This is a genomic window from Kribbella jiaozuonensis, from assembly GCF_005233875.1.
Taxonomy (GTDB): domain Bacteria; phylum Actinomycetota; class Actinomycetes; order Propionibacteriales; family Kribbellaceae; genus Kribbella; species Kribbella jiaozuonensis.
This window is the reverse complement of sequence record NZ_SZPZ01000006.1, coordinates 289,968-316,050: the sequence shown is the minus strand read 5'-3', so window position 1 is coordinate 316,050 and position 26,083 is coordinate 289,968. Positions and strand designations below refer to the sequence as shown.

General features: G+C 68.4%; 28 protein-coding genes. 17 read left to right on the top strand and 11 right to left on the bottom strand.

What is annotated here, in order from left to right; all coding sequences use genetic code 11:
• Positions 1-15: 15 nt before the first annotated feature.
• Positions 16-2,025, top strand: coding sequence for a HelD family protein (locus FDA38_RS36865; protein ID WP_137258807.1), 2,010 nt, complete (start codon positions 16-18; stop codon positions 2,023-2,025).
• On the opposite strand, the gene FDA38_RS36860 is transcribed toward FDA38_RS36865, so the two are convergent.
• From FDA38_RS36860 to FDA38_RS36850, 3 genes are read right to left on the bottom strand one after another with little or no spacing between them, the layout of a single operon-like run.
• A complete protein-coding gene (locus FDA38_RS36860) occupies positions 2,011-3,396 on the bottom strand; it encodes a hypothetical protein (protein WP_137258806.1) in 1,386 nt (461 codons plus the stop codon). The genes FDA38_RS36865 and FDA38_RS36860 overlap by 15 nt on opposite strands.
• Positions 3,393-4,397 (bottom strand): hypothetical protein, encoded by a 1,005-nt coding sequence (locus tag FDA38_RS36855; RefSeq protein WP_137258805.1) that lies wholly within the window; start codon positions 4,395-4,397, stop codon positions 3,393-3,395. Before FDA38_RS36855 ends, FDA38_RS36860 begins: the two co-directional genes overlap by 4 nt.
• 31 nt (positions 4,398-4,428) lie before the next feature.
• Entirely contained in the window at positions 4,429-5,619 is a 1,191-nt protein-coding gene (locus FDA38_RS36850) for an MFS transporter (RefSeq protein ID WP_137258804.1), read from the bottom strand.
• A gap of 89 nt (positions 5,620-5,708) precedes the next feature.
• On the opposite strand from FDA38_RS36850, the gene FDA38_RS36845 reads away from it, so the two are divergent.
• Entirely contained in the window at positions 5,709-6,020 is a 312-nt protein-coding gene (locus tag FDA38_RS36845; RefSeq protein WP_130441146.1) for an ArsR/SmtB family transcription factor, read from the top strand.
• Between the two features lie 97 nt (positions 6,021-6,117).
• Positions 6,118-8,364 carry an outer membrane protein assembly factor BamB family protein gene (locus tag FDA38_RS36840; protein ID WP_137258803.1) on the top strand — a complete coding sequence of 749 codons (2,247 nt, stop codon included), beginning with the start codon at positions 6,118-6,120 and terminating at the stop codon, positions 8,362-8,364.
• Here FDA38_RS36840 and FDA38_RS36835 read toward each other — a convergent pair.
• Positions 8,348-9,265 carry a Gfo/Idh/MocA family protein gene (locus FDA38_RS36835; protein ID WP_233715144.1) on the bottom strand — a complete coding sequence of 306 codons (918 nt, stop codon included), beginning with the start codon at positions 9,263-9,265 and terminating at the stop codon, positions 8,348-8,350. The genes FDA38_RS36840 and FDA38_RS36835 overlap by 17 nt on opposite strands.
• 143 nt (positions 9,266-9,408) lie before the next feature.
• Here FDA38_RS36835 and FDA38_RS36830 point away from each other — a divergent pair, with 143 nt between their 5' ends.
• Together FDA38_RS36830 and tuf are read left to right on the top strand one after the other, a co-directional pair.
• Positions 9,409-11,790 (top strand): hypothetical protein, encoded by a 2,382-nt coding sequence (locus tag FDA38_RS36830; RefSeq protein WP_137258802.1) that lies wholly within the window; start codon positions 9,409-9,411, stop codon positions 11,788-11,790.
• Between the two features lie 280 nt (positions 11,791-12,070).
• Complete coding sequence (gene tuf, locus FDA38_RS36825) at positions 12,071-13,258, top strand: elongation factor Tu (protein ID WP_134107448.1); 1,188 nt, start codon at positions 12,071-12,073, stop codon at positions 13,256-13,258.
• A 19-nt stretch (positions 13,259-13,277) separates the two neighbouring features.
• Here tuf and FDA38_RS36820 read toward each other — a convergent pair whose 3' ends face one another.
• Positions 13,278-13,544 carry a DUF4031 domain-containing protein gene (locus FDA38_RS36820; protein ID WP_137258801.1) on the bottom strand — a complete coding sequence of 89 codons (267 nt, stop codon included), beginning with the start codon at positions 13,542-13,544 and terminating at the stop codon, positions 13,278-13,280.
• Complete coding sequence (locus FDA38_RS36815; protein ID WP_137258800.1) at positions 13,541-14,245, bottom strand: copper homeostasis protein CutC; 705 nt, start codon at positions 14,243-14,245, stop codon at positions 13,541-13,543. The genes FDA38_RS36820 and FDA38_RS36815 overlap by 4 nt, the downstream gene beginning before the upstream one ends.
• Positions 14,246-14,345: 100 nt before the next feature.
• Between FDA38_RS36815 and FDA38_RS36810 the strand changes: the two genes are divergently transcribed.
• On the top strand, positions 14,346-15,383 hold the full coding sequence (locus FDA38_RS36810; protein WP_137258799.1) for a LacI family DNA-binding transcriptional regulator: 1,038 nt from the start codon (positions 14,346-14,348) through the stop codon (positions 15,381-15,383).
• 73 nt (positions 15,384-15,456) lie between these two features.
• The gene (locus FDA38_RS36805; protein ID WP_137258798.1) at positions 15,457-15,669 is read left to right on the top strand and encodes a hypothetical protein; all 213 of its coding nucleotides are present in this window, start codon (positions 15,457-15,459) and stop codon (positions 15,667-15,669) included.
• A 391-nt stretch (positions 15,670-16,060) separates the two neighbouring features.
• On the opposite strand, the gene FDA38_RS36800 is transcribed toward FDA38_RS36805, so the two are convergent.
• The gene (locus FDA38_RS36800) at positions 16,061-16,405 is read right to left on the bottom strand and encodes a hypothetical protein (RefSeq protein ID WP_130441164.1); all 345 of its coding nucleotides are present in this window, start codon (positions 16,403-16,405) and stop codon (positions 16,061-16,063) included.
• Positions 16,406-16,977: 572 nt separating this feature from the next.
• On the opposite strand from FDA38_RS36800, the gene FDA38_RS36795 reads away from it, so the two are divergent.
• From FDA38_RS36795 to FDA38_RS36785, 3 genes are read left to right on the top strand one after another with little or no spacing between them, the layout of a single operon-like run.
• Positions 16,978-17,346 (top strand): hypothetical protein, encoded by a 369-nt coding sequence (locus FDA38_RS36795; RefSeq protein ID WP_202878011.1) that lies wholly within the window; start codon positions 16,978-16,980, stop codon positions 17,344-17,346.
• On the top strand, positions 17,343-17,774 hold the full coding sequence (locus tag FDA38_RS36790; RefSeq protein WP_137258797.1) for a hypothetical protein: 432 nt from the start codon (positions 17,343-17,345) through the stop codon (positions 17,772-17,774). Before FDA38_RS36795 ends, FDA38_RS36790 begins: the two co-directional genes overlap by 4 nt.
• The gene (locus tag FDA38_RS36785; RefSeq protein ID WP_137258796.1) at positions 17,771-19,282 is read left to right on the top strand and encodes a multicopper oxidase family protein; all 1,512 of its coding nucleotides are present in this window, start codon (positions 17,771-17,773) and stop codon (positions 19,280-19,282) included. Before FDA38_RS36790 ends, FDA38_RS36785 begins: the two co-directional genes overlap by 4 nt.
• Here the strand turns inward: FDA38_RS36785 and FDA38_RS36780 are convergent.
• Genes FDA38_RS36780 through FDA38_RS36770 form a run of 3 tightly spaced genes read right to left on the bottom strand, consistent with a single transcriptional unit; the run spans position 19,279 to position 20,623 of the window.
• On the bottom strand, positions 19,279-19,917 hold the full coding sequence (locus tag FDA38_RS36780) for a DUF998 domain-containing protein (RefSeq protein WP_137258795.1): 639 nt from the start codon (positions 19,915-19,917) through the stop codon (positions 19,279-19,281). The genes FDA38_RS36785 and FDA38_RS36780 overlap by 4 nt on opposite strands.
• Positions 19,917-20,399: a Clp protease N-terminal domain-containing protein gene (locus tag FDA38_RS36775; RefSeq protein ID WP_137258794.1), complete on the bottom strand. Its 483-nt coding sequence runs from the start codon at positions 20,397-20,399 to the stop codon at positions 19,917-19,919. The genes FDA38_RS36780 and FDA38_RS36775 overlap by 1 nt, the downstream gene beginning before the upstream one ends.
• Positions 20,399-20,623: a hypothetical protein gene (locus FDA38_RS36770; protein ID WP_130441176.1), complete on the bottom strand. Its 225-nt coding sequence runs from the start codon at positions 20,621-20,623 to the stop codon at positions 20,399-20,401. Before FDA38_RS36770 ends, FDA38_RS36775 begins: the two co-directional genes overlap by 1 nt.
• A 123-nt stretch (positions 20,624-20,746) precedes the next feature.
• On the opposite strand from FDA38_RS36770, the gene FDA38_RS36765 reads away from it, so the two are divergent.
• Genes FDA38_RS36765 through FDA38_RS36750 form a run of 4 tightly spaced genes read left to right on the top strand, consistent with a single transcriptional unit; the run spans position 20,747 to position 22,736 of the window.
• On the top strand, positions 20,747-21,076 hold the full coding sequence (locus FDA38_RS36765; RefSeq protein WP_137258793.1) for an ArsR/SmtB family transcription factor: 330 nt from the start codon (positions 20,747-20,749) through the stop codon (positions 21,074-21,076).
• Positions 21,073-21,543: an SRPBCC domain-containing protein gene (locus tag FDA38_RS42795; RefSeq protein WP_137258792.1), complete on the top strand. Its 471-nt coding sequence runs from the start codon at positions 21,073-21,075 to the stop codon at positions 21,541-21,543. Before FDA38_RS36765 ends, FDA38_RS42795 begins: the two co-directional genes overlap by 4 nt.
• 3 nt (positions 21,544-21,546) lie before the next feature.
• The gene (locus FDA38_RS42790; RefSeq protein ID WP_137258791.1) at positions 21,547-22,146 is read left to right on the top strand and encodes a dihydrofolate reductase family protein; all 600 of its coding nucleotides are present in this window, start codon (positions 21,547-21,549) and stop codon (positions 22,144-22,146) included.
• A 2-nt stretch (positions 22,147-22,148) separates the two neighbouring features.
• Positions 22,149-22,736, top strand: a complete 588-nt coding sequence (locus tag FDA38_RS36750) for a dihydrofolate reductase family protein (RefSeq protein ID WP_137258790.1) — start codon at positions 22,149-22,151, stop codon at positions 22,734-22,736.
• On the opposite strand, the gene FDA38_RS36745 is transcribed toward FDA38_RS36750, so the two are convergent.
• Positions 22,726-23,403: a peptidyl-tRNA hydrolase gene (locus FDA38_RS36745; RefSeq protein WP_233715143.1), complete on the bottom strand. Its 678-nt coding sequence runs from the start codon at positions 23,401-23,403 to the stop codon at positions 22,726-22,728. The genes FDA38_RS36750 and FDA38_RS36745 overlap by 11 nt on opposite strands.
• A 33-nt stretch (positions 23,404-23,436) precedes the next feature.
• Here FDA38_RS36745 and FDA38_RS36740 point away from each other — a divergent pair, with 33 nt between their 5' ends.
• The 3 genes from FDA38_RS36740 (at position 23,437) to FDA38_RS36730 (ending at position 26,061) form a co-directional block, all read left to right on the top strand.
• On the top strand, positions 23,437-24,228 hold the full coding sequence (locus tag FDA38_RS36740; protein WP_137258788.1) for a thymidylate synthase: 792 nt from the start codon (positions 23,437-23,439) through the stop codon (positions 24,226-24,228).
• On the top strand, positions 24,225-24,680 hold the full coding sequence (locus FDA38_RS36735) for a dihydrofolate reductase (protein WP_137258787.1): 456 nt from the start codon (positions 24,225-24,227) through the stop codon (positions 24,678-24,680). Before FDA38_RS36740 ends, FDA38_RS36735 begins: the two co-directional genes overlap by 4 nt.
• Positions 24,681-24,801: 121 nt before the next feature.
• A complete protein-coding gene (locus FDA38_RS36730) occupies positions 24,802-26,061 on the top strand; it encodes a toxic anion resistance protein (RefSeq protein ID WP_137258786.1) in 1,260 nt (419 codons plus the stop codon).
• Positions 26,062-26,083 lie beyond the last annotated feature (22 nt).

Genomic DNA, 26,083 nt, shown 5'->3' with positions numbered 1-26,083 from the left:
GCCGGAGGTTTCTGCATGCCCCCCGATACGTCTGACACCCTCCAGGCCGAGAAGGACTACCTCAAGAACTCCCGGGCCGCGCTGGCGGTCATGCGGGAGAAGACCGGCGCGCTGGAGGTCCACAGCGCGGACCGGGTCAACCAGGAGTACCTGATGGCCGCGATCTTCCGGCGGATGAAGGAGCTGGAGGACGACCCGGACGTACCGCTGTTCTTCGGGCGGCTGGACTACATCGAGCCGACCGACGAGACGTTCCACATCGGCCGCCGTCACGTGAACGACGAGCTGGGCGAGCCGCTGGTGGTGGACTGGCGAGCAGACATCTCGGTGCCGTTCTACCGCGCCAGCAAGACCGAACCGATGGGCGTGGGGGTACGCCGCCGGTTCGGCTTCACGCACGGCGAGATGACGGCGTTCGAGGACGAGGACCTGACTGCGAGCGGTCAGGTCGAGCAGCACAGCAACATCCTGGACGCGGAGATCGAGCGGCCACGCTCCGGCCCGATGCGTGACATCGTCGCAACCATCCAGCCGGAGCAGGACGTGATCGTCCGGGCCGGCGTCGACGACACCATCTGCGTACAGGGAGCGCCTGGCACCGGTAAAACCGCGGTCGGGCTGCACAGGGCGGCGTACCTGCTTTATGCGTACCGGGACCAGCTCAGCCGGGCCGGAGTGCTCGTGGTCGGACCGAACGCGAGTTTCCTGCGCTACATCGGCGATGTCCTCCCCGCACTGGGTGAGATCGAGGCGAAGCAGACCACCGTCGAGGAGCTGGTCGCCCGGGTGAAGATCGCCGGGCCGGGGCCCGCGCTGGTCGACGTACTCAAGGGCGATGCGCGGATGGCCGAAGTACTGCATCGCGCCGTCTGGTCGAACGTGAACCTGCCCAAGGAGTCCCTGGTCGTACCGCGGGGCGCGCACCGCTGGCGCGTCGCGGCGTACCAGGCCGAGGAGCTGATCACCGAGCTGCGCAACCGTGGCATCCGGTACGGCGCCGGTCGGGCGATGCTGCCGCAACGACTGGCCCACGCGGTGCTGCTGCGGATGGAGGCCGCTGGCGACTCCCCCGACGACCGCGTGCAGGACTCTGTCGCTCGGAGCCGACCGGTCAAGCAGTACGCCGAGGCACTCTGGCCGGCCGTGGACCCTGCGAAGCTGCTGTTCCGGCTCTTCACCGACCCGGAGCTGCTGGCCGAGCACGCCGACGGCATCCTCACCGCTGACGAGCAGGCGATGCTGATCTGGGACAAGGTGCCGCGGTCCGCCGGTGCGGCCAAGTGGTCCGTCGCCGATGCCACTCTGATCGATGAGATCGCCGATCTGGTCGACCGTACGCCGTCGCTCGGCCACGTCGTACTGGACGAGGCGCAGGACCTGTCGGCGATGCAGCTGCGAGCTGTCGGACGACGCTGCTCGACCGGCTCGATGACTGTGCTCGGCGACATCGCGCAGGGCACCACGCCGTGGGCTACGCCGTCCTGGGACGAGGCGTTGAAGCACCTGGGCAAGACGGGTGCGCACACCGAGGAGCTGACGGCAGGCTTCCGCGTCCCGGGCCAAGTGATCGAGTACGCCGCACGCCTCCTCCCGACGATCGCGCCGCACCTCAAGCCCCCGACAGCAGTACGGCGGGCGCGTGGTGAGCTGACGATCTCCCGCGTACCGGACAGCCTCGCGGCCGCGGTCAGCGCCGTACGTGAGGTGTCTGAGCGTCCGGGGTCGATCGGCCTGATCGTTCCGGATGCGCTGGTGGCAGCGACGCGGAAAGCCCTGCAGGGCATGGCGTTCTCGGTGCTGGGTGACGAGGACGACGTGGACGCGCACCTGGACGTCGTACCGGCGTCTCTCGCCAAGGGTCTCGAGTTCGACCATGTGGTGCTGGTGGAGCCGGCCGGCATCGTCGCAGGTGAGGCCGACGAGCGGACCGGGCTGCGTCGGCTTTACGTCTGCCTGACCCGTGCGGTCACCTCACTGGTCGTCGTACACAACGAAGACCTTCCCGAGGTACTAGAAGCCGCGTGAGCCACCGGACCGGCGCGACGAGCGCCGGGACGAGCCGCCACCGCTGGAGCGGGTCCGGGACGACCAGCTCGACCTCCGCGACCTGCCACTGGACCAGCTGTCGCCGTCGCTCGAACTGCTGTTCGACGAGGCCGCCCAGTCGCCGACGGAGCTGCCGACGTCCGAGCTGAACCGGCTGAAGCGTGCTCCCGGCCGACGGGCCCGCCAGCGCGACCGCATCTGCTCGCTGCGACGCCGGAAGTCCGAGTCCGGGAACCACCACACCCGGCCGTCACCCTGCGACCAATAGCCGTCGACGTACGCAGCGAGGTCCTCGGCGTGCTCCCAGTACGGCGTCGAGAGCTGCCAGCCCTTCACCATCCGGATCTGGGGCTCCTCACCGGCCTCGTCCCGCTCCTTGCAGGCCGCGCAGACGTCGACCGCCCTGGCTGCGCCGTCCTCGGGCTTCCACTCGACCTCTGCCGTACTCGGCCCGTGCCGTGGGTCGAAGAAGCACGGCGCCGTCGGCTCCGGGATCGGCTTGCCGGCACGCACCGCGTCCAGGCACACCATCCCGTAGCGGGCGGAGCCGAGCAGCGTGGTGACCGCCTCGATGTCCTTGTCGCCCTTGGCCTCGTCCAGCCGGTGCCGCGCCTTCTCGACCGTGTCGAGCACGTCCTTCGACAACTTGGACTGTTGCGGGTCCGACACCGTCGGCAACGCAGAGACCTGCTGCGAGAGCGCGATGATCTCCTCGTCCAGCAAGGGCTTAGTGACCTTGAGATGCGCCTTCTCGTCCTGCCGCCGCGTCCTGCGAGCTCCCCAGGCGGTCAGTCCGTACCAGAGCCCGATCACCCCGGCCAGGCCACCGGCGTACGGCGCCGCGTCGACGTAGAACGGCTTGTCGACCACCTGAGCACGCTGGATGAACCGTTCGAGCATCGGCTCGTAGTCGGGTGCACAGCAGTCGACCGCCTCGTCGACCGCGCTCCCCACCTTGTACGTCGGTCCGTGGTCGGCCCGCTGAACGGCATGGAACCCGCGGCCGGCGGACTGCGAGTTGGCGTCGACCAGTACGCCGTACACGCCCTCGACGCCGACGCGGTCGTACAACTGGTCCGCGATCTCCTCACCTTCCCAGGCCATGTCGAACTTGGCTGCTGGGATGACGGCGATGCGAATCGGAGCGGATGCGCTCTTGGCGGCGGCGTCGAGGGTGGCGACTTCGCTGAACGTCAGCTCCTTCACGTCGGGGTCGACCCAGACGCCGGTGTCGCCGAGGTGGCCGGCCACTTCGTTCATGTACGCGTCCGGATCCGTGTCCGCGTGCGCAGGCAACGCGGGCAGGGCCGACAGAGCGATGATCGCGAACGCACCGAGCAGACGTTTCATCGTGATCCTCCCGAGAGGCGGTCGCGGCAGCCGCTACAGACCGGGACTTCCCGTGGCTTGCCGCCGGGTGGCGTGTACATCCAGTCGGTCACGGACGTGCCGTGGCTGGGGTCGAAGAAGCATGCGGCTCTGCGGGCCGGAGCAGGTGTACCGGCGACCTTCGCCTGTGCGCAGGCCAGTCGCCAGCGCCCGTACTCGACCGTGGCCCGGACCTCGCGCAGCTTGTCGTCGTCGGGCTCGCCGTCGACGACTCGACCCGCATCGGCGTACGCATCCATCGCCGCCTGCACGTCGGCCCCGGTATCCACGCCATCCAGACGCACGTCCGCGGCATCCAGTTCCTCACCGAACCGGGTCACGTCCTCACGCGCCGTCGCCCGCCGCTCGTCCAGCGTGTCCACCTCATCCGGCAACACCTCGTACGACGGCCGGTACAGCGCGGGCCCCTCGTCCTTGCGCGGACGCGACTTCCACCAGCGCAGCGCCAGCCCGCCGGCGATCAGCACGACGATCACGATCAGCAGCGGCCACAGCCAACCGGGCGGACCACTCGACGCCTTCGGTACGTCGAGTTGGTCGAGCACCCCGTTAAGAGTGCCGACCGGATCCGAGCGGCTGTGCTTGCCGAGCTCGTCGGTGAGGATCTCCGCGATCGGGGTGTCGACACCGACCGCGCTCCCCCAGCTGATCGCGCCGCCGAACACCACCAGGTAGATGCCATCCGCCTGCTGCCGATCCACCAGCTGGTCGACGTACGCGCGGGCCGCCGCACTCTGATCACCGGCTTGGAGTACGGCGGCGGGCACGACCGCGATGCGAATCGCCGGGTCGTGCCCGCTCACCCGTTCAGCCAGCTCGGCGGCGTCCTTGTCCGGCACCAGCGACCGCTGTGCCGGATCGACGTACACCGGTGAGGATTTCCAGCCGTCGACCACTGCCGCCGGATCGCTGGAGCCCGTCAGAGTCGAGGCGAGCAACAGCACACCGGCAAGCAGACGCATGGGCAGAAGCCTGCCCTACAGCAGGTTCTCCTCAGTCGGCCGCGGCTGTGACGAAGATGTCCTCGTCGCGCTCGAGCTCCTCGACCCGCTGGAGTGCGGAGTCACGCCAGAGCGCGTAGACCAGACCGAGCACGACCAGCGACAGTGCGCTCGCCAGCACCGGCAGGTAGCCGACACCGAACGACTGGATCACCAGTCCACCGACGATGGCCGACAGTCCGGCGCCCAGATAGATCGCGGATGCGTTGAGCGAGATGAGCAGGCCGCCACCGAGCTCCAGCAGCAGGTTCTGGATCGGAGGGTTGAAGGACCAGGTGAGCATGCCCCACACCAGCAGCGCGGCGCCGGCACCCACCTCGGTCGTCAGCGTGACGTCGAGCGTCGCCAGGACGGCGGTGATGCCGATCATGAGGACGGCCAGAGTACGGAGACTGCCGAAGCGGTCCGTAACCCGTCCGCCGAGGAAGTTGCCGATGACCGCGCCCACGCCGTACAGCAGAAGCAGCAGGCTGGTGGTGTTGCCGGTCAGGCCGGCAGTGTGCTTCAGCAGCGGGACGATGTAGATGTACACGCTGAAGGCGGCGAGCACTGCGAGGACGGTGATCGCCAGGATGATCTGCACGCGCCGATCGGTCACACCGGCGAAGCGCTCGCGCAGACTGACCGCTGGAGGCGCGTCGACCGTTGGCAATGCGGCCCGCTCGGCGATCGCGACCAGTACGGCGACTGCAGTGATGAGTGCGAAGACGCCCTTGTAGCCAAGGTTCGGGCCGAGCAACGTGCCGGCAGGTACGCCGAGCACCAGAGCGAACGTCAGACCGCCGAAGACGATGGCGACTGCTCTACCTCGCTCTTCCGGTCGCATCAGGCTGGTCGCGAACAGCGTGGCCGCCGGCGTGTACATCGCGGCACCCAAGGCGGCTACGACCCGGCCGGCGATCAGGATCGGGTAGTTGACGGCCAGCGCGGCGATCAGGTTGCCGAGCGCGGCCAGGACCAGTGCAGCGATCAGGAGCGTACGGCGCTCCCACCGGCCGGTCAGCGTGGACAGGATCGGCGCACCGATCGCATAAGACAGTGAGAACGCGGTGGCGAGCTGGCCCGCGGCGGTCAGCGAGACATGCAGCTCGGAGCTGACGTCGGGGAGCACACCGGACACGACGTATGCGCTGGTGCCGACCGCGAACGCACCGGCGCCGAGCAGGTAGATCCGTGCGGACATCGAAGGCCTTCCGGGAAGAGGTTCACTAGTTCGATCGTCATCGTACTACGATCTTCATCGAACTTCGACGGGCGTCGTAGTATGGACACATGGCCACCAAGGTTCTCCCGCAGCCGGAGCGGGAAGAGATCCGCGTCGAAGCGGTTCTGCAGGCGCTGGGCGAGCCTGTCCGGCTCACGATCGTCCGTGCGTTGGCCGACAACCCGGCAGGTGTCTGCTGCGGTGAGATCGAGCTCCCCGTCACCGCGTCGACCCGCGCCCATCACCTCAAGACGCTCCGCGAGGCCGGCGTGCTCTCCACGCACACCGACGGCACCCGCCGGATCAGCATCCTGCGCCGCGAGGACCTCGAGGCGCTCTACCCGGGCCTGCTGACGGGCATCCTGTCCGCCAAGCAGTAATCACCTGCACACACCCGGTGAACCTGCACGCCAACCGCAAGGTGGCGGTGGGGTGATCGAGGGCTGGTTGTAGAGGTGCTGCTGGCAGACTGAAGCAGTGGTGGAGCTTCGGGCGCGGTGGGCTGACCTGGTGCCCGGGTCTGCCTCGCTGGCGGACGAGCTGATCGCGCGGTACGTCGACCGCAACCGCCGCGCGTACCGGGACCAGTACCTCGCCATCGTGCTCACCGCACTGGACTCGTTCATCCAGCTCTCCACCGACCCGACCAGCGTCCGGCTCGCGGCCTGGTTCCACCGCGCGGTCCACGAGCCGGGCGGGACCCCAGCCGAGGACGCCGAGGCTTCGGCCCGGTTGGCCGAGCAACTGCTCCCGCAGTACGGCGTACCGCCGATCCGCATCGCCGAGGTGGCCCGGCTGATCCGCCTGACCGGTGACCTCGCCGCACCGCCACCCGATGCCTACGCCCCACCCCGCCGCGACGCGAACGGCGACGTACTGCTCGACGCGGTCAACGCGATCCTCGCCTCCGACCCCAGCCGGTACGCCGTCCACACCGCCGAAGTACGACGCGACGCCACCGACCGCAAGGCCGCACTCGAGCGCCGGTACGACGAAGTACGCGAACTGCTCGACGGCCACCTGTACCGCACGCAGCTGGCGCGCCAGCGGCTCGGCCCGGTCGCCCGCGTCAACCTCGAGTCAGAGCTGGCTGGACTCGACAGTGAACTCCCCGCCCCATGGCGTGGTTGGCAACAAGCCGCACTGACCGCGACTGCCACTTTCACGGCGATCGCTGCCGCCGTCGTGGCGATCGCAGCCTCTGGTGCCTCCTGGCAAACCCCACCGACGCAGGACGAACCCGGCTGGCCGCCGATCGCGCTGGCCATCCTGTCGTTCTTCAGCGCACCGATCCTGTTCCGCTGCGCCCGTAGCGCCAGTCAGCGCGCCCGCCTCATCGCCGGCGCCGTACTGGCGATTGCAGTGACCGGACTGCTCGTCGCCTGGGCGCAAGCACCCCGGACGAACGTTGCCGTCGGCGTCGGCCTCCGCGTCCCGTTGATGATCTCCGCACTGCTCCTGCTGCTGATCGCAAGCGCTGCGGCTCTTGTCGCCTCGCTGCTCCGCACCAGGACGGCCCGCTTCCTCCCCGCGCGCAACCTGGGCCAGCAACTCGCCTGGCTCGCCGCACCGGCCGTAGTCGCTCTCACGCTGTTGCTGATCATCCAGCCACTGTCGCGCGGCTACGTGCTCGGCTCCAACGAGCGAGTCGAGGGGACACCAGACGAAGCGGGAAAGGCTGTCCCGTCCGTCCTCGACGGCAGCGTCGCGTGGGTCAGCGAGTCGGTTGTCGGTACTGGCGCAGAAGAAGCGATCGGTACCCGGTACGGCGTCGCGATCCCCCGCCCGAGCGGCGTGGTCGAGATGCTCGACGCAGCCACCGGCAAACTGCGCTGGCGCTACAGCCGATCCGACTCCGACGAGAAGCCAGCCATCGCAGCGACCGGCAACGGCGACTACGTCCTCGCCCAGTTCGCGGACGTCGGCTATCTCCTGCTGGACGCCAACACCGGCCAGCGCAAGGCCGCCTGGCCCGGCCGGACGCGAGACAGGTTCATCCAGCAGTCCCAACCTCTCCTGACCGGCGAACGCTCCGGCAAGCTGCACGGCGTGGACCCGAGCGGCCACGAGCGCTGGACGTACGACTCCGGCGACTGCACCGACCTGGGAGCGATCGCCACCGCCGAGACCGTGGTCACGTTCGTCAGTCACACCTGCGACGACCGCCCCGATGAGATGGCCGCGCTGGACGTCCAGTCCGGTAAGAAGCTGTGGACCAAGACGTCCGACACGTACCGACGGCCGGTAGTAGTCGCCGGCCTGGTGGTCGTTGCCGAGCCAGGCGGGGACTCGGACGTACCAGCGGCACTGACGGCGATCGAGCCGCGGACCGGGGACGTCCGCTGGCGCTGGGAGGTGCCGAGGACCTGGTCCTGCCGCACTCTCCTCAACTCCGCCGGCAAGTATCTGATCGTCGTCGACTGCCCCGGCCCAAGCAGTCTGGAGAACCGCAAGACGATCGTCACCGCGATCGACGCCAACACCGGTCTGACCGCCTGGCAGACCCAGGCACCCGTCAGCCCGCGCGTGAAGGTCACGGTGACTGCGGACGGTCGCGTCATCTCACTGGGCCGTGGGGCGACCGGCTGCATCGCGAACGTCATCAGCCAGACCGGCTTCCGTCAGGTCCGCCTGCCGACCGGCATCTCCTGCAACCGCGATCCGCGCGCCATCGGCAACCTGGTCCTCACGTCCGGCACGGACACAGTCATCGCCCTGCGCTGAGCTGCTTCTGTGCCGAAGCCAGTAGCTCGACGATGTGGGTGCCGTAGGCCACGTCGGTCGGGTGGGACTCACCTGACTCAGCTGCCACGACCAGCTCCTCCGCAGCGAGGCTGAGCGCGTCCGCGGCGGCGGTCGTGCGCTCCGGGAGCAGCGCCGTACCGGACTCGCCCCAGACGCCGGTCTCGAAGTTCCGACCTGCAGGCGGGGCGGACAGCGTGATGCTGACGGTGCTGGTCGCACCCGACTCGTGGGTCATGACCATGTGGATCAGACCGGCTTCGCCGCCGACCGCGCGCAGCTCGCCGATCGGACCGAGCATCGAGGTGAGGTTGGACAGCGCGTGCGGGCCGACGTCCCAGAGCGACCCCCACTGCTCACGCCGCCAGACCGAGTTCACATACGGGTTGCCCGGCGCGTCCAGCGAGGCGAGCATCCGGCTCCAGCCGCCCTTCCAGCCACCCGTGGCGGCGAGCTCGGCGAAGAACGTCCGCATCGGCGGCTCGAACCGCTGGGTCAGGAACACGACCGACGCGATGCCCTCGTCCTCGGCCTCGTCGACCAGCGCGCGGGCGTCGTCCAGCGAGTCGGACACCGGCTTGTCGAGCAGCAGATGCTTCCCGACCGCGGCCGCTTCGAGCGCCATCGACGCCTGAACCCGCGGCGGTACGGCGAACGCCACCGCGTCGACCGACTCGAGTAACTCCGCGTAGTCGTCGTACGCCGCCAACCCGAACTCACCCGCGAAGGCGGCCGTTTTCTCCGGATGCCGGCCCCAGACGCCGGCCAGCTCGACTCCGTCCGCCGCCGTCAGCCCCGGAGCGTGCGTGCGCGCCGCCCACCCGCCCGTCCCCACCAGACCGAACCGCATCTCGCCCTCCCAGGCCGAAAGTGTGATCTGCACCGCAATTCCACCGGTGGAATTCGATGCCGGACGCACCTGTCGAACCGGTCAGGTGACGAGCCGATATCGCTTTGGCCACGACCCTATCCGGGAACCCCGGATCGGTCGGTACAGGCTCCTGCGGGGTGCCAGACTCCATAGCCATGGACCTGCGCGACCAGTGGAATCGCCTGCTGCCGCACGCGCAGCCGTTGGGCGACGATCTGCTGGCTCGTTACGCAGAGCAACATCGCCACTACCACGACCAGCGCCACCTGACCGAGGTGCTGGAGACGATCGACGATCTGGCCGAGTACGCCGACGACGCGGACACGGTCCGGCTGGCGGCCTGGTTCCACGACGCGATCTACGACCCGCAGGCCGACCCCGGTGAGAACGAAGAGGTCTCGGCCCAGCTGGCCGAGCTCGAGCTGGCGGCGTACGGCGTCGAGGCCGCGCGGGTCGAGGAGATCGGCCGCCTGGTCCGGCTGACCGCGAAGCACGACTGCGCGCCGGACGACCGCAACGGTGCAGTGCTCTGCGACGCCGACCTGCGGATCCTGAGCCTGCCGCAGCACCGCTACGACGAGTACGCCGCCGGCATCCGGCAGGAGTACGGGCACATCGCGGACCGGGATTTCGCCCGCGGCCGGATGACGTTCCTGCAGGGCCTGAGCGAGACGCGCCTGTACGCGACACCGAGAGGTCATGAGGAGTGGGAACCACCGGCCCGGGACAACCTGACCCGGGAGGTCGGGTCCCTGGGCCCTAGGGCGGCCCGACCGATCGGCGGGCTGATCCCGATCATCTACTTCGGTGCTGCCCTCGGTTCTGTCGTCGCGTCCTCGGTCCTCCTCGGCCGCGGTCTCGGTGCGGCCGCCAAGTGGCCGGCCGACCCCACCGACGCCGGCGGCTTCCCGGTCTGGGCTCCGATCGCCGGTACGGCGGTGGCGGCCGCGCTGACGTGTGCGTGGTTCCGGCGTACGCAGCAGCGGCTGGTGAGCGTTCCGGCGGTCGTCTTCGCGGTTGTCGGTGTAGTCGCGATCGGCTTGTGCTGGTGGCGCTGGCCGGCCGCACAGCCGGGTGCAGCCATGTCGGAGCGCTGGCCGTACCTGATGCTCGCTTCGGTGGCCCTGGTGCTGGCCGGCGCGCTGTTGGCGCTGGCGAGACGGTTGCGCCTCGCACCGCCGTACGCACAGGCTCCCCCGCGTTGGCTGGGCGTCGGTGCGACCGCGATCTGCGGTGCGCTGCTGGCGTGGGTCGTGGTGTCGGCCGGTGAGCCGTTCGTGCAGGCCCGGCTGGAGACCGCCAACACAGTCAGTACGACGACCACGATCGAGCCGACCCAGCTGCCCGTGCAGCTCGACGGAACGCTGGCGTGGAGCCGTGAGGTCCCCGCGACCGGTGCGATCACGGGTACGGCGGGTGGAGTCGCCGAACTGCGGTCCGACGGCGTGGTGATGTCCGACGCGGCTACTGGCCAGATCCGCTGGCGTTACTCGCGTGCCGACGTACAGGACGCCGCGTCGGGTGGCGCGAAGGGTCTGCTGGTGTCGGCGGACACGAGGACGATCGCTGCACATCTCCCGCACTCGGCGTACCGCGAGCCCGCGGGCATCGATCTGCCGACGTACGCCGTACTGGATGCGGTGAGCGGGAAGGTGCTGACCGAGGTTCACACCGACGGTACGGCGCTGGCAGTCGACGAGAACCAGCTGCTCGTGGCTGAAGGCAACTACGTCGTCGCGCACGGCGTCAGCAGCCCGACGCATTGGCGCGCGCAGGTGCGCTGCAACGTGACCCAGGGCGAGCTGATCGGCGACCAGGCGGTCGTCGTGGACGCGTGTGCCGGGAACAGCGCCGTCGTACGCGGACTGGACCTCAAGACCGGCGCTCAGCGCTGGGAGGTCGACCTGGGTGCGCGGATCGACCTGAGTGCTGAGCTGGACCCGTCCACGTGGGTCGGAGACCTGGTCGCCGTACCGGACACCCGCGAGGTGTCAGGGCTGATCTGGACCGGCGCTGCCGGCGGGACGCTGTACCAGTGGAGCGTCGACGTCGGCGAGGGCCGCATCATCTGGACCACGCCGGTGCCGGGCACACCGCGACCGCGACTCGGGTCGTCGTCGTGCGACGCGCAGTTGGCGGCAACGCATGCGTCACTCGTACTGGTGACATGCCGCACCGGGAACGATCCCGGCCAGCCGCAGACGTACGACGTGTCGTCGTCGAGCCCGGCTGATGGCACGCCGCAATGGCACCACCTCTTGCAGGTGCCGCCGAAGCTGCAGCAACCGGAGTATCCGCGGAACGGGTTCGGACTGCTGCCGGACGGGCGCGTGGTGACGCTGATGCCACAGCCGAACGGGAGCTGCTCCCCCGTCATGATCGGCACCACCGGTGTGCAGCCCCGACCGATCCTGCCGAGTGTCAACGCCCAGCCGGTCGCGAAGTCCGAAGAAGTCACCTGCAACAAGCCGGCCGTCACCGTGGCCGCCGCCCGCCCGGTCTTCTCCGACGGCACCCGGCTGTTCGCGCTCAACTAGGGAATTACTTTGCCGTCGGCACGGTTCTTATCTACCGTGATCCGCATGTTCTACGTGGTTTCAGAGTTCGACCTGTCAGGCAAGGGCCTGACGGGCGCTCCCACGTGGGCGTTGTCAGTCGATTCAGCCACCGGCACTCGAAGCTGACCCTCCTCCTGCTGCGCAGGACCCGCGGAGGAGGGTGGCCTGAGACCGGCCCCCTCCACGCGGTGACAGCACTGGAGGGCTTGCCGGAGGGTCCTGGCTCTCATCGAATCCTCTGACATACAAGGGAAAACTCATGGCCAAGAGCCAGTTCGTGCGGACCAAGCCGCACCTCAACATCGGCACGATGGGTCACGTGGACCACGGCAAGACCACGCTGACCGCCGCGATCACCAAGGTGCTCGCGGAGCGCGACCCGAGTGTCAACCGCTTCGTCGCCTTCGACGGGATCGACCGTGCGCCGGAGGAGATCCAGCGCGGGATCACGATCAACATCTCGCACGTCGAGTACGAGACCGCGACCCGTCACTACGCGCATGTCGACATGCCCGGGCACGCCGACTACGTGAAGAACATGATCACCGGCGCCGCGCAGGTGGACGCCGCGATCCTGGTCGTCTCCGCACAGGACGGCGCCATGCCGCAGACGCGGGAGCACGTGCTGCTCGCGCGCCGGGTGGGCGTGCCGTACCTGGTGGTCGCACTGAACAAGGCGGACACCGTCGACGACCCCGAGCTGCTCGACCTGGTCGAGCTGGAGGTCCGTGAACTCCTGTCGGAGTACGGCTTCCCGGGTGACGACGTACCGGTCGTACGCGTGTCCGGTCTGAAGGCGCTGGAAGGCGACCCGAAGTGGACCGCGGCGATCGGTGAGCTGCTGGACGCAGTCGACAGCTACGTGCCGGTGCCGGACCGTGAGCTGGGCGAGCCGTTCCTGATGCCGATCGAGAACGTGCTCACCATCAGCGGCCGCGGCACAGTGGTCACCGGTGCGGTCGAGCGCGGTTCGCTGAAGCTCGGCGACGCGGTCGAGGTCGTCGGTCTCGGTCCGACGGTCACCAGTACGGCGATCGGTATGGAGACGTTCGGCAAGTCGCTGGAGTCCGCGGACGCGGGCGACAACGCGGCGGTGCTGCTGCGTGGCGTGAAGCGCGACGAGGTCCGTCGCGGCCAGGTGGTGGCGTTGCCGGGCAGTGTGCAGCCGCACCGGAAGTTCCGGGCGACCCTGCACGCACTGTCCACGGCAGAGGGTGGTCGACACACCCCGTTCGCCGCGGACTACCGCCCACAGTTCTACTTCCGTACGACGGACGTGTCGGGCGGCATCGACCTCGGTGAGATCACCCTGGTGATGCCCGGCGACACGATCGACCTCGGCGTGGAACTGGAGAAGCCGATCGCGATGAACGTCGGCCTCGGCTTCGCGGTCCGCGAAGGCGGCCACACCGTAGCCGCCGGGACTGTGACCGAACTGCTCGACTGAACAACGAACGGCCCCCGATCTACTCGGTCGGGGGCCGTTTCCTGTGCCGGAGACCTGCTGCGGTGATCCGCTGGACCAGCTCGCGGCTGGAGACCGGTACGGCGCCGGCGGCGATGAGGGCGTCGTACTTGTCGCTGGGTACGTCGTAGTGGTCGCGGTCGAAGCCGCGGGACGGGATGCCTGCTGCCTTGGCGAACGCGTGGAGCTCCTCGTAGGACTCGTCGCTGACCAGGTGGGACCAGACTCTGTCCCAGGCCGGCCAGGCGGGTGGGTCGATGAGGATCATTCGCGGGCGTCCTGGGCGTCGAGCAGGTTGCGCCAGGAGCGGACGAACCGGGAGTTCACGTACGCCTTGGTCCACGAGCCGTCCTGGCGGACCGACGTACCGACGTGGAACCGGCGTACGCCGCTCTGGAACAGCCACGGGACATGCTCCGGCTGCAGACCACCGCCGGCCATCATCACGCCGGCGACAGCTGGGTCCTCTTTGGCCAGCTTGCACAGGTCGTCCAGCCCGTGGCTGACACCGATCGACGAGCCGGCAGTCAGTACGCAGTCCAGCCCGGGCAGGGTGCGCAGCGCAGTCCACGCCCGCTGCTGCTCGAGTACGGCGTCGATAGCGCGGTGGAACGTCCACGGCGTACCGGCGAACGTGCTGGTCAGCGCAGACACCGACTCGACGTCCACCTGGTTGTCCGGGGTCAGGAAGCCCAGCACGAAGCCGTCCGCTCCGGCAGACAGGTAGGACTGCGCCATGGCGGTCAGCCGGTTCAGCTCGGCGCCGTTGGTGGTGAACGAGTTCTCCAGCCGCAGCATGACCCGCAACGGCAGATCGGTGACCCGCCGGATCGCACTGACCGTGGACACCGACGGACACAGCCCGTCTGCCTCCATCGAGGCGCACAGCTCCAGCCGGTCCGCCCCACCCTCCTGCGCCGCCTCCGCGTCCGCCGGATGCAACGCGATGATCTCCAGCAACGAACCCATGCGGGCCATCATCTCCCATATTGCTGTTGCACTCTCCGACGACCTTCTGTATCGTTTTTCTAGATCGATTTAGAAGAACGATACAGAAGAGGTGAGTGAGATGGCCGGAGTGACGCTGAAGACGGTGGCCAAGGCCGTCGGCGTGTCGCCGTCGACCGTCTCCAACGCGTACAACAAGCCCGACCAGCTCTCCACCGCGCTCCGCGAGCGGATCCTGGCCACCGCCCACGAGCTCGGGTACGCCGGACCGGACGCCTCGGCCCGCGCTCTACGGAGCGGCAAGGCCGGCGCGGTCGGGGTGCTCTTCACGGACAAACTGGCCTACGCCTTCTCGGACCCGTACGCGGTCGGCTTCCTGGCCGGGCTCGCCGAGGTCGCGGAGGAGTTCGCCACCAGCCTGCTGCTGATGCCGCTCAGTTCGACCGACATCGCCGGCGGCAGCAACGCAGTACAACAGGCCGCCATCGACGCGGCGGCGATCTTCTGCGTGCCGGGCGGGCATCCAGCGCTCGACATCCTCGCCAACCGCGGGATCCCTGCCGTTTCGACCGATCGGGGCGACCACCCGGACCTGTCCTGGGTCGCGATCGACGAGGTGGAGGCGGCCGCGCAGCTGGGCGAGCATCTGGCCCGGCTCGGTCACCGCGACGTCGTCGTACTCGTCGACAACGCCCAGGCCGCGGGCGGTCACCCGGTCGAGCTGACGCTCGACGAGGTCGGGTACACCGACTGCGAGCTGCGGATCCGTGGCCTGCAGAAGACGATGCCGGACGCGCGGCTGCGCATCGTCTCCGGCGGGCACAACGCGTTCGCGTCCGGAGTGCGAGGCGCGGAGTACGTGCTCGACTCGCAGGACCGGCCGACCGCGATCGTCGGACTGAGCGACGTCCAGGCGCTCGGCGCGATGGAAGCGATGAAGGTCCGTGGCCTCACCCCGGGTCGCGATCTGACCCTGGCCGGGTTCGACGACATCCCGGCCGCGGAACCTGCCGGACTGACCACGGTCCGCCAGCCGATCAAGGACAAAGGACGCCGGGTCGGACGGATCCTGCTGGACCCGTCATCCACCGAGCGCCAAGTACTGATGCCGACGCAGCTCATCGTCCGCTCCAGCAGCGGACCGGCTCCGAAGCGCTGACAACTCCACACACCTCCCTGGAACCGACCGGTTCCCGGGCTGATCAAACACGCTCTCAGGAGGGAGCAGAACCATGACGTACTTCATCCCCGGCAACACCGCGGTCGAAAACGCCCGCAACCTAGCCCAGTCCGCTCTTCCGAACGCTCCCCAGGAGGAGTACGACGAACCCCGCCGGCCGCTGGCAATCCGCACGCGGTTGAGCGCCGTACTGCGAACCGCGGCCAGGCACGAACTGCGACTGGCGGACCGGATCGACCCGACCTGCTCAACCGCCCTCGGCTGATCCACCCTCCAAACCCCACGTCCTGCAAGGGCCGTGGGGTTTGGTCTGCTGGTGGGGTCTGTCCCCGCGTGCTACGCAGGCGCTTCCTTCGTCGCGATGCTCCTCAGCGCGCCCACTCCACACGCACCCCACCCACCCCCGGCTCAGCGCCGTGCATCCTTTCCGGCTATCGCCGGTGTTTCCGGCTACCGCCGGGCGTGGCCGGCTGCCGCCGGCGGGTGCTCGCTCCGCTCGCGGTCGACTGCCGAGGTGGTCCCGCGGACTCGCTCCGCCAGAGCCGGCTGCCACGCGCCGGCTACGCGAGCTCCTTCGTCGCGCGCTACGCCAGCGCTCTCGACGTCCCAGCGTCCGGCAGGGTGTCCGGCATCTCCACGGATCAGGCGTGGAACTGCTAGGTCAAGTGGCCGAGCGGGGCGACTGCGATGCCGGCTCGTTCGCACACCCAGTGGGGGTCCGGGCCGAGCTCTGGTTCTATCCGGAGCTCGTGGTCGTGGAGGTCGTCGCACGCGGTGCAGCGTGGCCAGCGGACTCCGGAGTCGACCAGGCGATCTTGCACGTCCTGCGCGACCAGCCCGGCGATGTGCTCGGCGCCGTCAGGCCACTGGTCCAGCCACCACTGACGACCGGCCACGGCATCCTCCAGCAGCGACACCATCACCGCATCGTCAAAGCCCCGCGCGGCGAGGTCATGCAGCACCATCGCCCGCGCAGTCAGCAACACCCCTGGCTCGTTCATCGCCCTTCAGAGTGCCAGACAACACCGACAAAACCCCATCACAGGATCTCCGAAGCCCAGCAGCTCGTCGTCGCGGCTGACCACGATCCGGGGCGCAGCGGGCAGGCCCAGGTGCGCCAACCGGTCCACGAGGTCCTCGATGAGGCCCACCGCCACAGCTCGGCGCTACAGACCCGCGTAGCCGATCGCGATCAAGCCGACGACTCCACCTTGAGAGCACCGGCGTAGCGCGCGACGAAGGAGCTCGCGTAGCCGGCGCGTGGCAGCCGCCTCCGGCCGAGCAAGTCGGCGGGATCACCTCGGCAGTCGACCGCGAGCGGCAGCTCGCAACTCGCCGGCGGCAGCCGGCCACGTCCGGCGATAGCCGGAAGACCCGGCGATAGCCGGATGGGGATGCACGGCGCTGAGCCGGGGGTGGGCGGGTGCGTGTGGAGCGGGTGCGCTGAGGAGCATCGCGACGAAGAAAGCGCCCGCGTAGCACGCGGGGGAACACCTCCGGGTAATACCTGATTGCCCTACATGTAGTCAGGCTACTATTGTCTGTCTACATGAAGGCTTTGATGGTGCTCCGGGTGACGGCTGGGCTGCATGCCGTAGCGATCTGTCTGCAGCCGATATTCGCCGGGATCTATCTCGACGGATCGCCGAGCGGAATCCGGATGCACGAGCCCACCGGTCTGGCGATCGTCTTCCTCGGCCTGGCGCAGTTGCTGATAGCAACAATCTGGTGGCGTACCGGCGGACGACCAGCGGCAGCGGGGATGAGCCTGCTCATCTTCGTCGGCGAAGTCGTGCAAGTCTCGATTGGCTACAGCCGCCAGCTAGCGATCCATATCCCGCTCGGCATTGCGCTGGTTGCCGGCACCGTCGCCCTCGCAGTCTGGATCAACCGTCAGCGGATCCGCAACCAGCACGACGACCGTCAAGAGGTGGCCGCATGACCGCCACCATCGAGCAGCCGACGAAGGTACGCCGTCCCCGCGCGACCCTCCAACTGCTCCGCATCACCCTCGTCCTGCACGCCCTGCTGATAGTCGCCCAGCCGATCGCCGCCGGCTACTTCCTCGCCGGCAACGTCGACGCGATGACCGACATCCACGCGACCATCGGCGGATCCGTCTGGATAGTCGCGTTCCTCCAGACGATCGTCGCCGCGTGCTACACGATCGCGGGCCACGGTCGGCTCTGGCCGACCATCACCTCCGCAGCACTCGTCATCGCGGAGTTCGTCCAGCTCACCTTCGGGTACGCGCAGAACTTCGCCGTACACGTCCCGCTCGGCACTGCCATCGTCACCGCCGTCGTCTGGATGACGGTCTGGTCGTTCCGTTCCACTGCACGCCTGAGTCGCCGGGAGGCCAAGCGATGAAGATGTCCCGCCGAGGATTCCTGGCAGCCAGCGCCGGCGCAGCAGCCGTCACGCTCACCAGCTGCGGCCAAGAGGCGAAGCCCGCACAGGCCGGAGAACTCCTGCGCAGCAAGGCGAAACTCCCCGCGCCGTTCCAGCTCCCGCTCCCGATCCCGCCGGTCAAGAAGCCGATCCGCTCGGACGCCAAGGCCGACTACTACCGGGTCGTCCAGCGCAAGGCGAGCCTCGAGATCCTCCCCGGCCTCAAGACCGAAGTGATGGGGTACGACGGCCTGTTCCCCGGGCCGACCTTCGACGTACGCAGCGGTCGCACGACCGTCGTCGAGCAGGTCAACGAACTCGACGTATCGACCGTCGTACACCTCCACGGCGGCCACACCCCGGCGCCGAGCGACGGCTGGCCGCTGGACTTCATCATGCCGACGAGCGGCGAGCACGGCGACCACCACATGATGGGCGGCGGCGACATGACGATGGGCCGTCGTACGTACACGTACCCGAACACCCAGCGCGCGGCGACGCTCTGGTACCACGACCACACGATGGACTACACCGGACCACAGGTCTATCGCGGGCTGTTCGGTCTGCACCTCATCCGCGACGACGAGGAGGACAACCTCCCGTTCCCGAACGGCGATCGCGAGATCCCGCTCGTCATCGCGGACCGCGCGTTCGACGCCGACGGCTCGTTCCTTTACCCGGCCGCGAAGGACGGTCCCGGCGTCGAATCCGCCTACATGGAAGGGGTGGTCGCGGACGTCACGCTGGTCAACGGCGCACCCTGGCCGGTGCATGAGGTCGACGCAGTCCGCTACCGCTTCCGCATTCTCAACGCCAGCAACGCCCGCAGGTACGAACTTGCCTTCAGCAACGGACCGGCCGAGTTCGTCCAGATCGGCAGCGACGGCGGACTGCTCGACGTGCCGGTCGAACACCAGACGATCGTGATCGCGCCGGCCGAGCGGTTCGACGTGATCGTGGACTTCTCGCAGTACCAGCCGGGCGACGAGGTCACGCTCGTCAACAAGCTCGACAACAACGCCAACGTCATGCGGTTCAAGGTCGCACGCAAGGCCGTTGACGAGAGCAACATCCCGGCCAGACTCTCGTCGTACGCCGTGACGCCGCGGCCGACCGGTGTCGTACGGCGGGAGTGGCGCTTCCGGCGCGGTGGCGATCACTCGGGCTGGACGATCAACGGGAAGGCTTTCGATCCCGCGGTGATGCAGGCGCAGGTGAAGCTGGATCAGTACGAGATCTGGACCTTCGTCACCGACGTACACCACCCGGTGCATGTCCACCTCGCGCCGTTCCAGGTGCTCAGCCGAGGCGGCAAGGCCAAGCTCGCAGAGTTCGACCACGGTTGGAAGGACACCGTCGACATCCGGCCCGCCGAGGTCGTCGAGGTACTCGTCAAGTTCACCGCCCACAAAGGCAAGTACCTGATCCACTGCCACAACCTCGAACACGAGGACATGGCCATGATGGCCGCCTTCGAAACGATCTAGGTACGCCGCAACCGCACCGCGAGCGCGACCGTGAATCCCCAGCCGATCACGACCGCGAGCCGCTGGAACAACCCGCCCACCGCAACCAACCCGGCCGTCTGGTTGAAGCCGGCACTGGCAAGAAAGAAGCAGATCAGATACACCGTTGCGCTGAGCAACGAATACGCCAACCACTTCCGGCCGTTGCCGCGACACAGCACGAGCTGCGCAACGAACAGCGCCAAGAAGGCCGGCAACGAGAAGCCGTCATGCAGTGCGCCGGAGGTGGTGTAGTCCGACGTCGCCGGCGTACCGAGCGGAAAGCCGCTCACCGGATCCGTCGTGAACAAGCCCGCGCCGAGCAGCCCTAGGCCCCACACACCGATCAGCACGGCCCCCACGCGATACCCGGACCGCCAGACACCAACAGAGAACACCATCGTCAACACCCCGGCGACGAGGAAGTTCACGACCTGGACCCAGCCGCCGGCGCCGAGTGCCAGCGAGCTGACCGGATGCCGAAGTACGTCGTACCCAGCGCCCTTGAACACGCCCTCGAGCAGGAACACGACCACGAAGAGCGGGCCGGCCACCAGACCGCAGGCCAGCAGCCGATCAGTCAGGCTTCGGCGGTCGACGACCATCGGCGCAGACATCAGCGCGTTCCTGCCGCTAGCGCTTCGGTTGCCCGAGCGCGGAGGGCAATAAGGTCTACGCCGGCAGCTTCGAGGGCTCGGGCGACCCGGCCGCGCTCGGTGGCGAGGAGGCCGACCAGGATGCGCATCGGGCCGATCCGACCGCCGCCCAGTTTCGGTGCGGCGTCCATCGCGCGGTGCAGCAGGAGTTTGGTCGACTCGCCGATGTGCGGGTCGCGACCCCGTTCCGGTGTTGCTTCTGGCAACAGTCCCATCCGGACCGCGATCCCGGCGACGGCCAGGCTCTGCTCCCATTCGCGGTTCAGGGCGGTCCGGATCGCATCCTCGGTCAACCCGACCTCGGCCAGCAACTGCGCGGCCGCGGTGTCGTGCTGCCCGGCGAGCGCGAGCAGCACGTGCTCGGCCTCGATCGTCCGGGAGCCGTCGCGGCGGGCCTCGGCGCGGGCCGACCGCACCAGGATCGAGCGAACATCGGTCGACATCAGCGCCTCCTCAGGGCAACGCCGGCGGCGAGCAGCCGCCGGGCATGTTTCTTGTGCACCGCCTGCCGGGTGACCCCCAGCACCTCGGCCACCTCGGCCCAGCTCCAGCCGGACCGCATCGCGCGCTCCACCTGGCTGTCCTCCAGCCGGTCGGCCAGCCGACGCAACGCCACCACCGCAGCCAGCCCGGCCGCAGGGTCCTCGGGATCCACCAACTCGGTCATGTAAGCAACTTAGGTTGACAACGCGGAACTGTCAACCAAGGTTGCTAAGACTCCCCCTTGACCAGCCCCGCACAGCGTTCCTATAGTCAACACATCGGTTGATCAAAGGAATGGTTGATAAACATGACAGTTGATGACGATCAGCTCGACCGGTCGTTCGCGGCACTCGCCGACCCGGTCCGGCGGGCGATGATCGCGCGGCTGTCGCGCGGACCGGCCACAGTGAACGAGCTGGCCGAACCGTTCCCGATCACCAAGCAGGCGGTGTCGCGGCACATCCAGGTGCTCGAGGCCGCCGGGCTGATCACCAGGACGCGGGACGGCCAGCGCCGCCCGTGCCACCTGGTGCCGGCCGCCCTCGAAGCACTGACGAGCTGGATCGACAACTACCGGCTCGAGACCGAACGCCGCTTCCGCCGGATGGAAGCACTATTGAAGGAGCAGGAAGCATGACTGGCACTGTCATCAACACCCCGGCCGGCACCCCGTTCGTCGAGGTCACCCGGGAGTTCGCCGCCACGCCGGCCCAGCTGTTCAGGATCATGACCGACCGCGACCTGGTGGCGGACTGGCTCGGCCCGCGCGACCTGGACGCGACCATCGAGGAGTACGACGTACGCCCCGGCGGCACCTACCGCTACATCCACCGCGACGACTCGGGTGAGTACGCATTCCGCGGCGTCTTCCACTCCGTCGAGCAGGACAAGCTGATCATCCAGACCTTCGAGTGGGAAGGCGCGCCGGGCCAGGTCTGCATCGAGAAGATGACGCTCGAGCCGACCGACAGCGGCGTACGGCTGCACCAGCAGTCGGTGTTCCCGTCGGTCGACGCCCGCGACCAGTCGATCGAGTACGGCATGGAGAGCGGCATCAACGACTCGATGGACCGCCTCGCCGAACTGCTCGCGAAGGAGAGCTGACTGATGAGCCAGGTCGTTGTGGACCTCTCGGTCTCACTGGACGGATACGTCACCGGGCCCAACGTGGGGCTGAAGAACGGGCTCGGTGACGGCGGCATGGCCCTGCACGACTGGGTCTTCCACGGCACCGACGCAGACCGCGCCGTACTGGACGCCTCCTTCGAGACGACCGGTGCGGTGATCCAGGGCCGGAACCTGTTCGACATCATCGACGCCCCCGGTGGGTGGAGCGAGGAGATGGGGTACGGCGCCAAGCCGACCGGCGAGGTGAATCCGCCGGTGTTCGTGGTCACCCACACGCCGCCGGAGAAGACCCGCCTCGGCGACCGGTTCCGGTTCGTGTCCACCCCCTCGGACGCAGTCGCCCAAGGGCTGGAAGTTGCTGGCAGCAAGGATGTTGTCGTGATGGGCGGTGGGCAGATCTGCCACCAGGTGCTCGCGGCCGGGCTCGCCGACGTACTGCGGTTGCACCTGGCGCCTCTCGTACTCGGCGACGGGACCCGGCTGTTCCCGGCCGGTGCCGCGCCGGGTTACGCGCTGGAGCTGAGCGAGGCTGTCTCGACGCCGTCGGCGCAGCACCTCACGTACCGGGTGGTGAAGTAGCCATGGGCAACGTTATTGCGACCGCGGCGGTCTCGCTGGACGGGTTCGTCGCGGACACCGAGGATGCGGTCGGGCCGCTGTTCGACTGGTACAACAACGGGCCGGTCGAGGTCTACGGGTCCGACCCGGGACGGCCGTTCCACCTCAGCCGGGCGAGCGCCGACTACATCAACGCGACCTGGCCGAACGTCCGCTCGTGTGTGATCGGACGCCGGCTGTTCGACATCACCAACGGCTGGAACGGCGTACCGGCCGTCGGCGAACACGTCTTCGTCGTCACCCACGAACCGCCGACCGACTGGCCGTTCCCGGACGCGCCGTTCACGTTCGTCAACGGCATCGAGGAGGCGATCACGCAGGCCCGCGAGTACGCCGGCGACCACGACATCAGCGTCACCGGCGGCAACCTCACCGGCCAGGCACTGGCCGCCGGCCTCGTCGACGAGATCGCCTACAACCTCGTGCCGGCCCTCCTCGGCACCGGCCGCAAGTTCTTCGGCGACTACGTCGGCCCGCAGATCCTCCTCGACAACCCCCGCGTAGTAGAAGGCGACCGAGTCACCCACCTCCACTACCGCGTCATCCGGTGAGTCGCGGGTGGTCCGCGATGACGGTGCGGGAGCCGGGTTCGACCTCGGTGAAGCCGGCGTCCTGGACCACGGGGAGGCCGCTTCGTAGGAGGCGCTTCCACTGCGCGGGGGTCGCCGTACGGACGGCCAGGGCGAAGTCCGCCGCCTCCCACTCCTTGCGGGCCTCGTCGGACAAGTCCCACCAGGCGAGTTGTGCGGCGTGACCGCATTGCGCCATCGCCTTGCCGCTCGACATCTCCAAGGCCGGGTTGACCCAGAGGACGGGTACGCCGGGCACGAGCGGCGGTAGAGCGGCTGAGTCCTCGAAGTCGGTGCCGCTCACCTGCAGGTTGGCGAGCTCCGGCGGTACGGCGTCCACCGCCGTCGGCGGGAAGACCCGCACCTCGGCGACATTCGCCGGATCCTCCGCACCCGCTCCACTTCCCAGCACAGTGATCCCCGGCACGCCCGTCGCCCGCCGCCACTCCGCGCCGCGGGACCGCTTGACGATCTTGCGGATCCGGTCGTCCTGCCAGGTGCCCATCGCCGACGCCCACTCGCCCTCGCCGTACGACCGCTCGTCCGCCAGGATCGCCAGCACCGCACGAGCCGCCGTCTCCAGCGCATCGGTCTGCGCGGGCCGCGCATTCTTCTCGACTCGCACCACGAGAGTCAGCACTTGTTCCACGCCGCGAGTCTGCCAGGGCTGTAGGTTGGCTCCATGCAGCAGTACCTGGATCTTCTTCGGCATGTGTTGGACAACGGGGCGGAGAAGGGCGACCGGACCGGGACGGGCACGTTGAGTGTGTTCGGGTACCAGTCGCGGTACGACCTCAGCCAGGGTTTCCCGGCAGTGACGACGAAGAAGCTGCATCTGCGCTCGGTGATCGGGGAACTGATCTGGTTCCTCAGCGGCTCCACGAACATCAAGTGGCTGCACGAGAACAACATCTCGATCTGGGACGAGTGGGCCGACGCGGACGGCGAACTCGGCCCGGTCTACGGCTATCAGTGGCGCTCCTGGCCGACGCCGGACGGGCGGCACGTCGACCAGATCGCGAAGCTGATCGAGTCGATCAAGAACAACCCGGACTCGCGGCGCCACATCGTCAGCGCGTGGAACGTGGCCGACGTGGACGACATGGCGTTGCCGCCGTGTCACACCATGTTCCAGTTCTACGTCGCGGACGGCCGGCTGTCCTGCCAGCTGTACCAGCGGTCCGCCGACATCTTCCTCGGCGTGCCGTTCAACATCGCGTCGTACGCACTGCTCACGCACATGGTCGCGCAGCAGACCGGACTCGAGGTCGGCGACTTCGTCCACACGCTCGGCGACGCGCACCTGTACCTGAACCACCTCGACCAGGCCCGCCTGCAGCTCACCCGCGAGCCGCGGCCGCTGCCGACACTGCAGCTGAACAAGCGCGACTCGATCGACGGGTACGAGATCGCCGACGTCGAGCTGGTCGGTTACGACCCGCACCCAGGCATCAAGGCGCCCATCGCCGTATGAGCGTCATCCTCATCGCCGCGGTCGGCCGCAACGGTGTGATCGGGCGGGACAACGACCTGCCCTTCCGGATCCGTGAGGACCTGCAACGGTTCAAGCAGCTCACCCTCGGCCACACGCTCGTCATGGGCCGCAAGACCTACGACTCGATCGGCCGCCCGCTCCCGGGCCGCCGTACCGTCGTCGTCACCCGCCAACCCGACTGGTCCGCCGACGGCGTCGCCGTGGCCCACTCGCTCGACGAGGCCCTGCAGTACGACGGCACGCTGTACGTCGCCGGCGGCGGCGAGATCTACCGCCAGGCCCTCCCCCACGCGCACGCCCTCGAACTCACCGAGGTCGACCAGTCTCCCGACGGCGACGTTACGTTCCCGGAGATCAGCCGGGCAGACTGGACAGAAACCACCCGTGACCCCCGCGACGGCTACTGCTTCGTTAGTTACCGCCGCAGCTAACAACGAGTAGGCAACAGGCCCACCACAGGGACCTGGAACCGACTAGATTGTGTGCGCGTCACGGAGGTGACAGGGCGCGGGCGCGGGGACGCCTCGCAGAGGCCACCGGAGGGGAACGACGATGACCGAAGCAGATAACACCGCAGGTGCGGCGGCGGCACAGCCGGCTGCTGCACCGCTCCAGCCGCCGACGGCCACCGCGCCGGGGCTGATACTGACCGCGCCACCGCCGTCACAGCCTGTTGCCGAGACGGCCGCGCCGAGCATGGCGCCCGCGGTCGACCCGGCCGCGCAGCCGGGGCTCGACGCGAAGGTCGACACGTTCCTGACCTCGCTGATGGCGGCCGAGCCGCGGTCGCCGGAGTTCGCGGCGAAGGCGAGCGACGTCCGCAGCATGGGCGACGTCGACATCCGCGCCGCCGCCGAGAGCTCGAACCGGTTGCTCCAGCAGCCGGTCAAGGCGCTGCAGAGCGGTGGCCTGTCGGAGGGTTCGACCGTCGGCAAGACGCTGCTCGAACTGCGTCGTACCGTCGAGGACCTGGACCCGAAGGAAGCGACCGGGCCGAAGAAGCTGCTCGGGATGATCCCGTTCGGCGACAAGATCGAGGACTACTTCCGCAAGTACCAGAGCGCGCAGACCCACCTCGAGGGCATCCTGCACAGCCTGCGCAACGGCCAGGACGAGCTCGGCAAGGACAACGCCGCGCTGAACCTGGAGAAGCAGAACCTCTGGGACGCGATGACCCGGCTGAACCAGTACGTGTACGTCGCCGAGCGCCTCGACGCGCGCCTGTCCGCGGCGATCGCGGAACTCGAGGCGACGAACCCGGACAAGGCGAAGGCGTTCCGCGAGGACGTGCTGTTCTACGTCCGGCAGAAGCACCAGGACATCCTGACCCAGCTGGCCGTGTCGATCCAGAACTACCTGGCCATCGACATCGTGATCAAGAACAACATCGAGCTGATCAAGGGCGTCGACCGCGCGTCGACCACCACGGTCTCGGCGCTGCGTACGGCGGTCATCGTCGCGCAGGCCCTGGGCAACCAGAAGCTCGTGCTGGACCAGATCACCGCGCTGAACACGACCACCAGCGGCATGATCGAGCGCACCTCGCAGATGCTGCGGGACAACTCGGTGGCGATCCAGCAGCAGGCCGCGTCGGCGACGATCGGGCTGCCGCAACTGCAGGCGGCGTTCGCGAACATCTACGCGACCATGGACGCGATCGACACGTTCAAGGTCGAGGCCCTCGACAACATGGCTGCCACCATCGGCACGCTGGAGACCGAGGTGACCAAGTCCCGCAGCTACCTGGACCGGGTCGCCCAACAGAACCAGCAGGTCGTGCACGGCAGCCTCGACCTGAACCTGGGTCGCTGATTCCGGCGTCGGCCGGTGGACG

Bases quoted from the DNA above. Each gene is read 5' to 3' on its own strand.
- FDA38_RS36865 (WP_137258807.1), top strand. From the start codon at position 16: ATGCCCCCCGATACGTCTGACACCCTCCAGGCCGAGAAGGACTACCTC.
- FDA38_RS36860 (WP_137258806.1), bottom strand. From the start codon at position 3,396: ATGAAACGTCTGCTCGGTGCGTTCGCGATCATCGCTCTGTCGGCCCTG.
- FDA38_RS36855 (WP_137258805.1), bottom strand. From the start codon at position 4,397: ATGCGTCTGCTTGCCGGTGTGCTGTTGCTCGCCTCGACTCTGACGGGC.
- FDA38_RS36850 (WP_137258804.1), bottom strand. From the start codon at position 5,619: ATGTCCGCACGGATCTACCTGCTCGGCGCCGGTGCGTTCGCGGTCGGC.
- FDA38_RS36845 (WP_130441146.1), top strand. From the start codon at position 5,709: ATGGCCACCAAGGTTCTCCCGCAGCCGGAGCGGGAAGAGATCCGCGTC.
- FDA38_RS36830 (WP_137258802.1), top strand. From the start codon at position 9,409: ATGGACCTGCGCGACCAGTGGAATCGCCTGCTGCCGCACGCGCAGCCG.
- tuf (WP_134107448.1), top strand. From the start codon at position 12,071: ATGGCCAAGAGCCAGTTCGTGCGGACCAAGCCGCACCTCAACATCGGC.
- FDA38_RS36820 (WP_137258801.1), bottom strand. From the start codon at position 13,544: ATGATCCTCATCGACCCACCCGCCTGGCCGGCCTGGGACAGAGTCTGG.
- FDA38_RS36815 (WP_137258800.1), bottom strand. From the start codon at position 14,245: ATGGGTTCGTTGCTGGAGATCATCGCGTTGCATCCGGCGGACGCGGAG.
- FDA38_RS36810 (WP_137258799.1), top strand. From the start codon at position 14,346: ATGGCCGGAGTGACGCTGAAGACGGTGGCCAAGGCCGTCGGCGTGTCG.
- FDA38_RS36805 (WP_137258798.1), top strand. From the start codon at position 15,457: ATGACGTACTTCATCCCCGGCAACACCGCGGTCGAAAACGCCCGCAAC.
- FDA38_RS36800 (WP_130441164.1), bottom strand. From the start codon at position 16,405: ATGAACGAGCCAGGGGTGTTGCTGACTGCGCGGGCGATGGTGCTGCAT.
- FDA38_RS36790 (WP_137258797.1), top strand. From the start codon at position 17,343: ATGACCGCCACCATCGAGCAGCCGACGAAGGTACGCCGTCCCCGCGCG.
- FDA38_RS36785 (WP_137258796.1), top strand. From the start codon at position 17,771: ATGAAGATGTCCCGCCGAGGATTCCTGGCAGCCAGCGCCGGCGCAGCA.
- FDA38_RS36780 (WP_137258795.1), bottom strand. From the start codon at position 19,917: ATGTCTGCGCCGATGGTCGTCGACCGCCGAAGCCTGACTGATCGGCTG.
- FDA38_RS36775 (WP_137258794.1), bottom strand. From the start codon at position 20,399: ATGTCGACCGATGTTCGCTCGATCCTGGTGCGGTCGGCCCGCGCCGAG.
- FDA38_RS36770 (WP_130441176.1), bottom strand. From the start codon at position 20,623: ATGACCGAGTTGGTGGATCCCGAGGACCCTGCGGCCGGGCTGGCTGCG.
- FDA38_RS36765 (WP_137258793.1), top strand. From the start codon at position 20,747: ATGACAGTTGATGACGATCAGCTCGACCGGTCGTTCGCGGCACTCGCC.
- FDA38_RS42795 (WP_137258792.1), top strand. From the start codon at position 21,073: ATGACTGGCACTGTCATCAACACCCCGGCCGGCACCCCGTTCGTCGAG.
- FDA38_RS42790 (WP_137258791.1), top strand. From the start codon at position 21,547: ATGAGCCAGGTCGTTGTGGACCTCTCGGTCTCACTGGACGGATACGTC.
- FDA38_RS36750 (WP_137258790.1), top strand. From the start codon at position 22,149: ATGGGCAACGTTATTGCGACCGCGGCGGTCTCGCTGGACGGGTTCGTC.
- FDA38_RS36740 (WP_137258788.1), top strand. From the start codon at position 23,437: ATGCAGCAGTACCTGGATCTTCTTCGGCATGTGTTGGACAACGGGGCG.
- FDA38_RS36735 (WP_137258787.1), top strand. From the start codon at position 24,225: ATGAGCGTCATCCTCATCGCCGCGGTCGGCCGCAACGGTGTGATCGGG.
- FDA38_RS36730 (WP_137258786.1), top strand. From the start codon at position 24,802: ATGACCGAAGCAGATAACACCGCAGGTGCGGCGGCGGCACAGCCGGCT.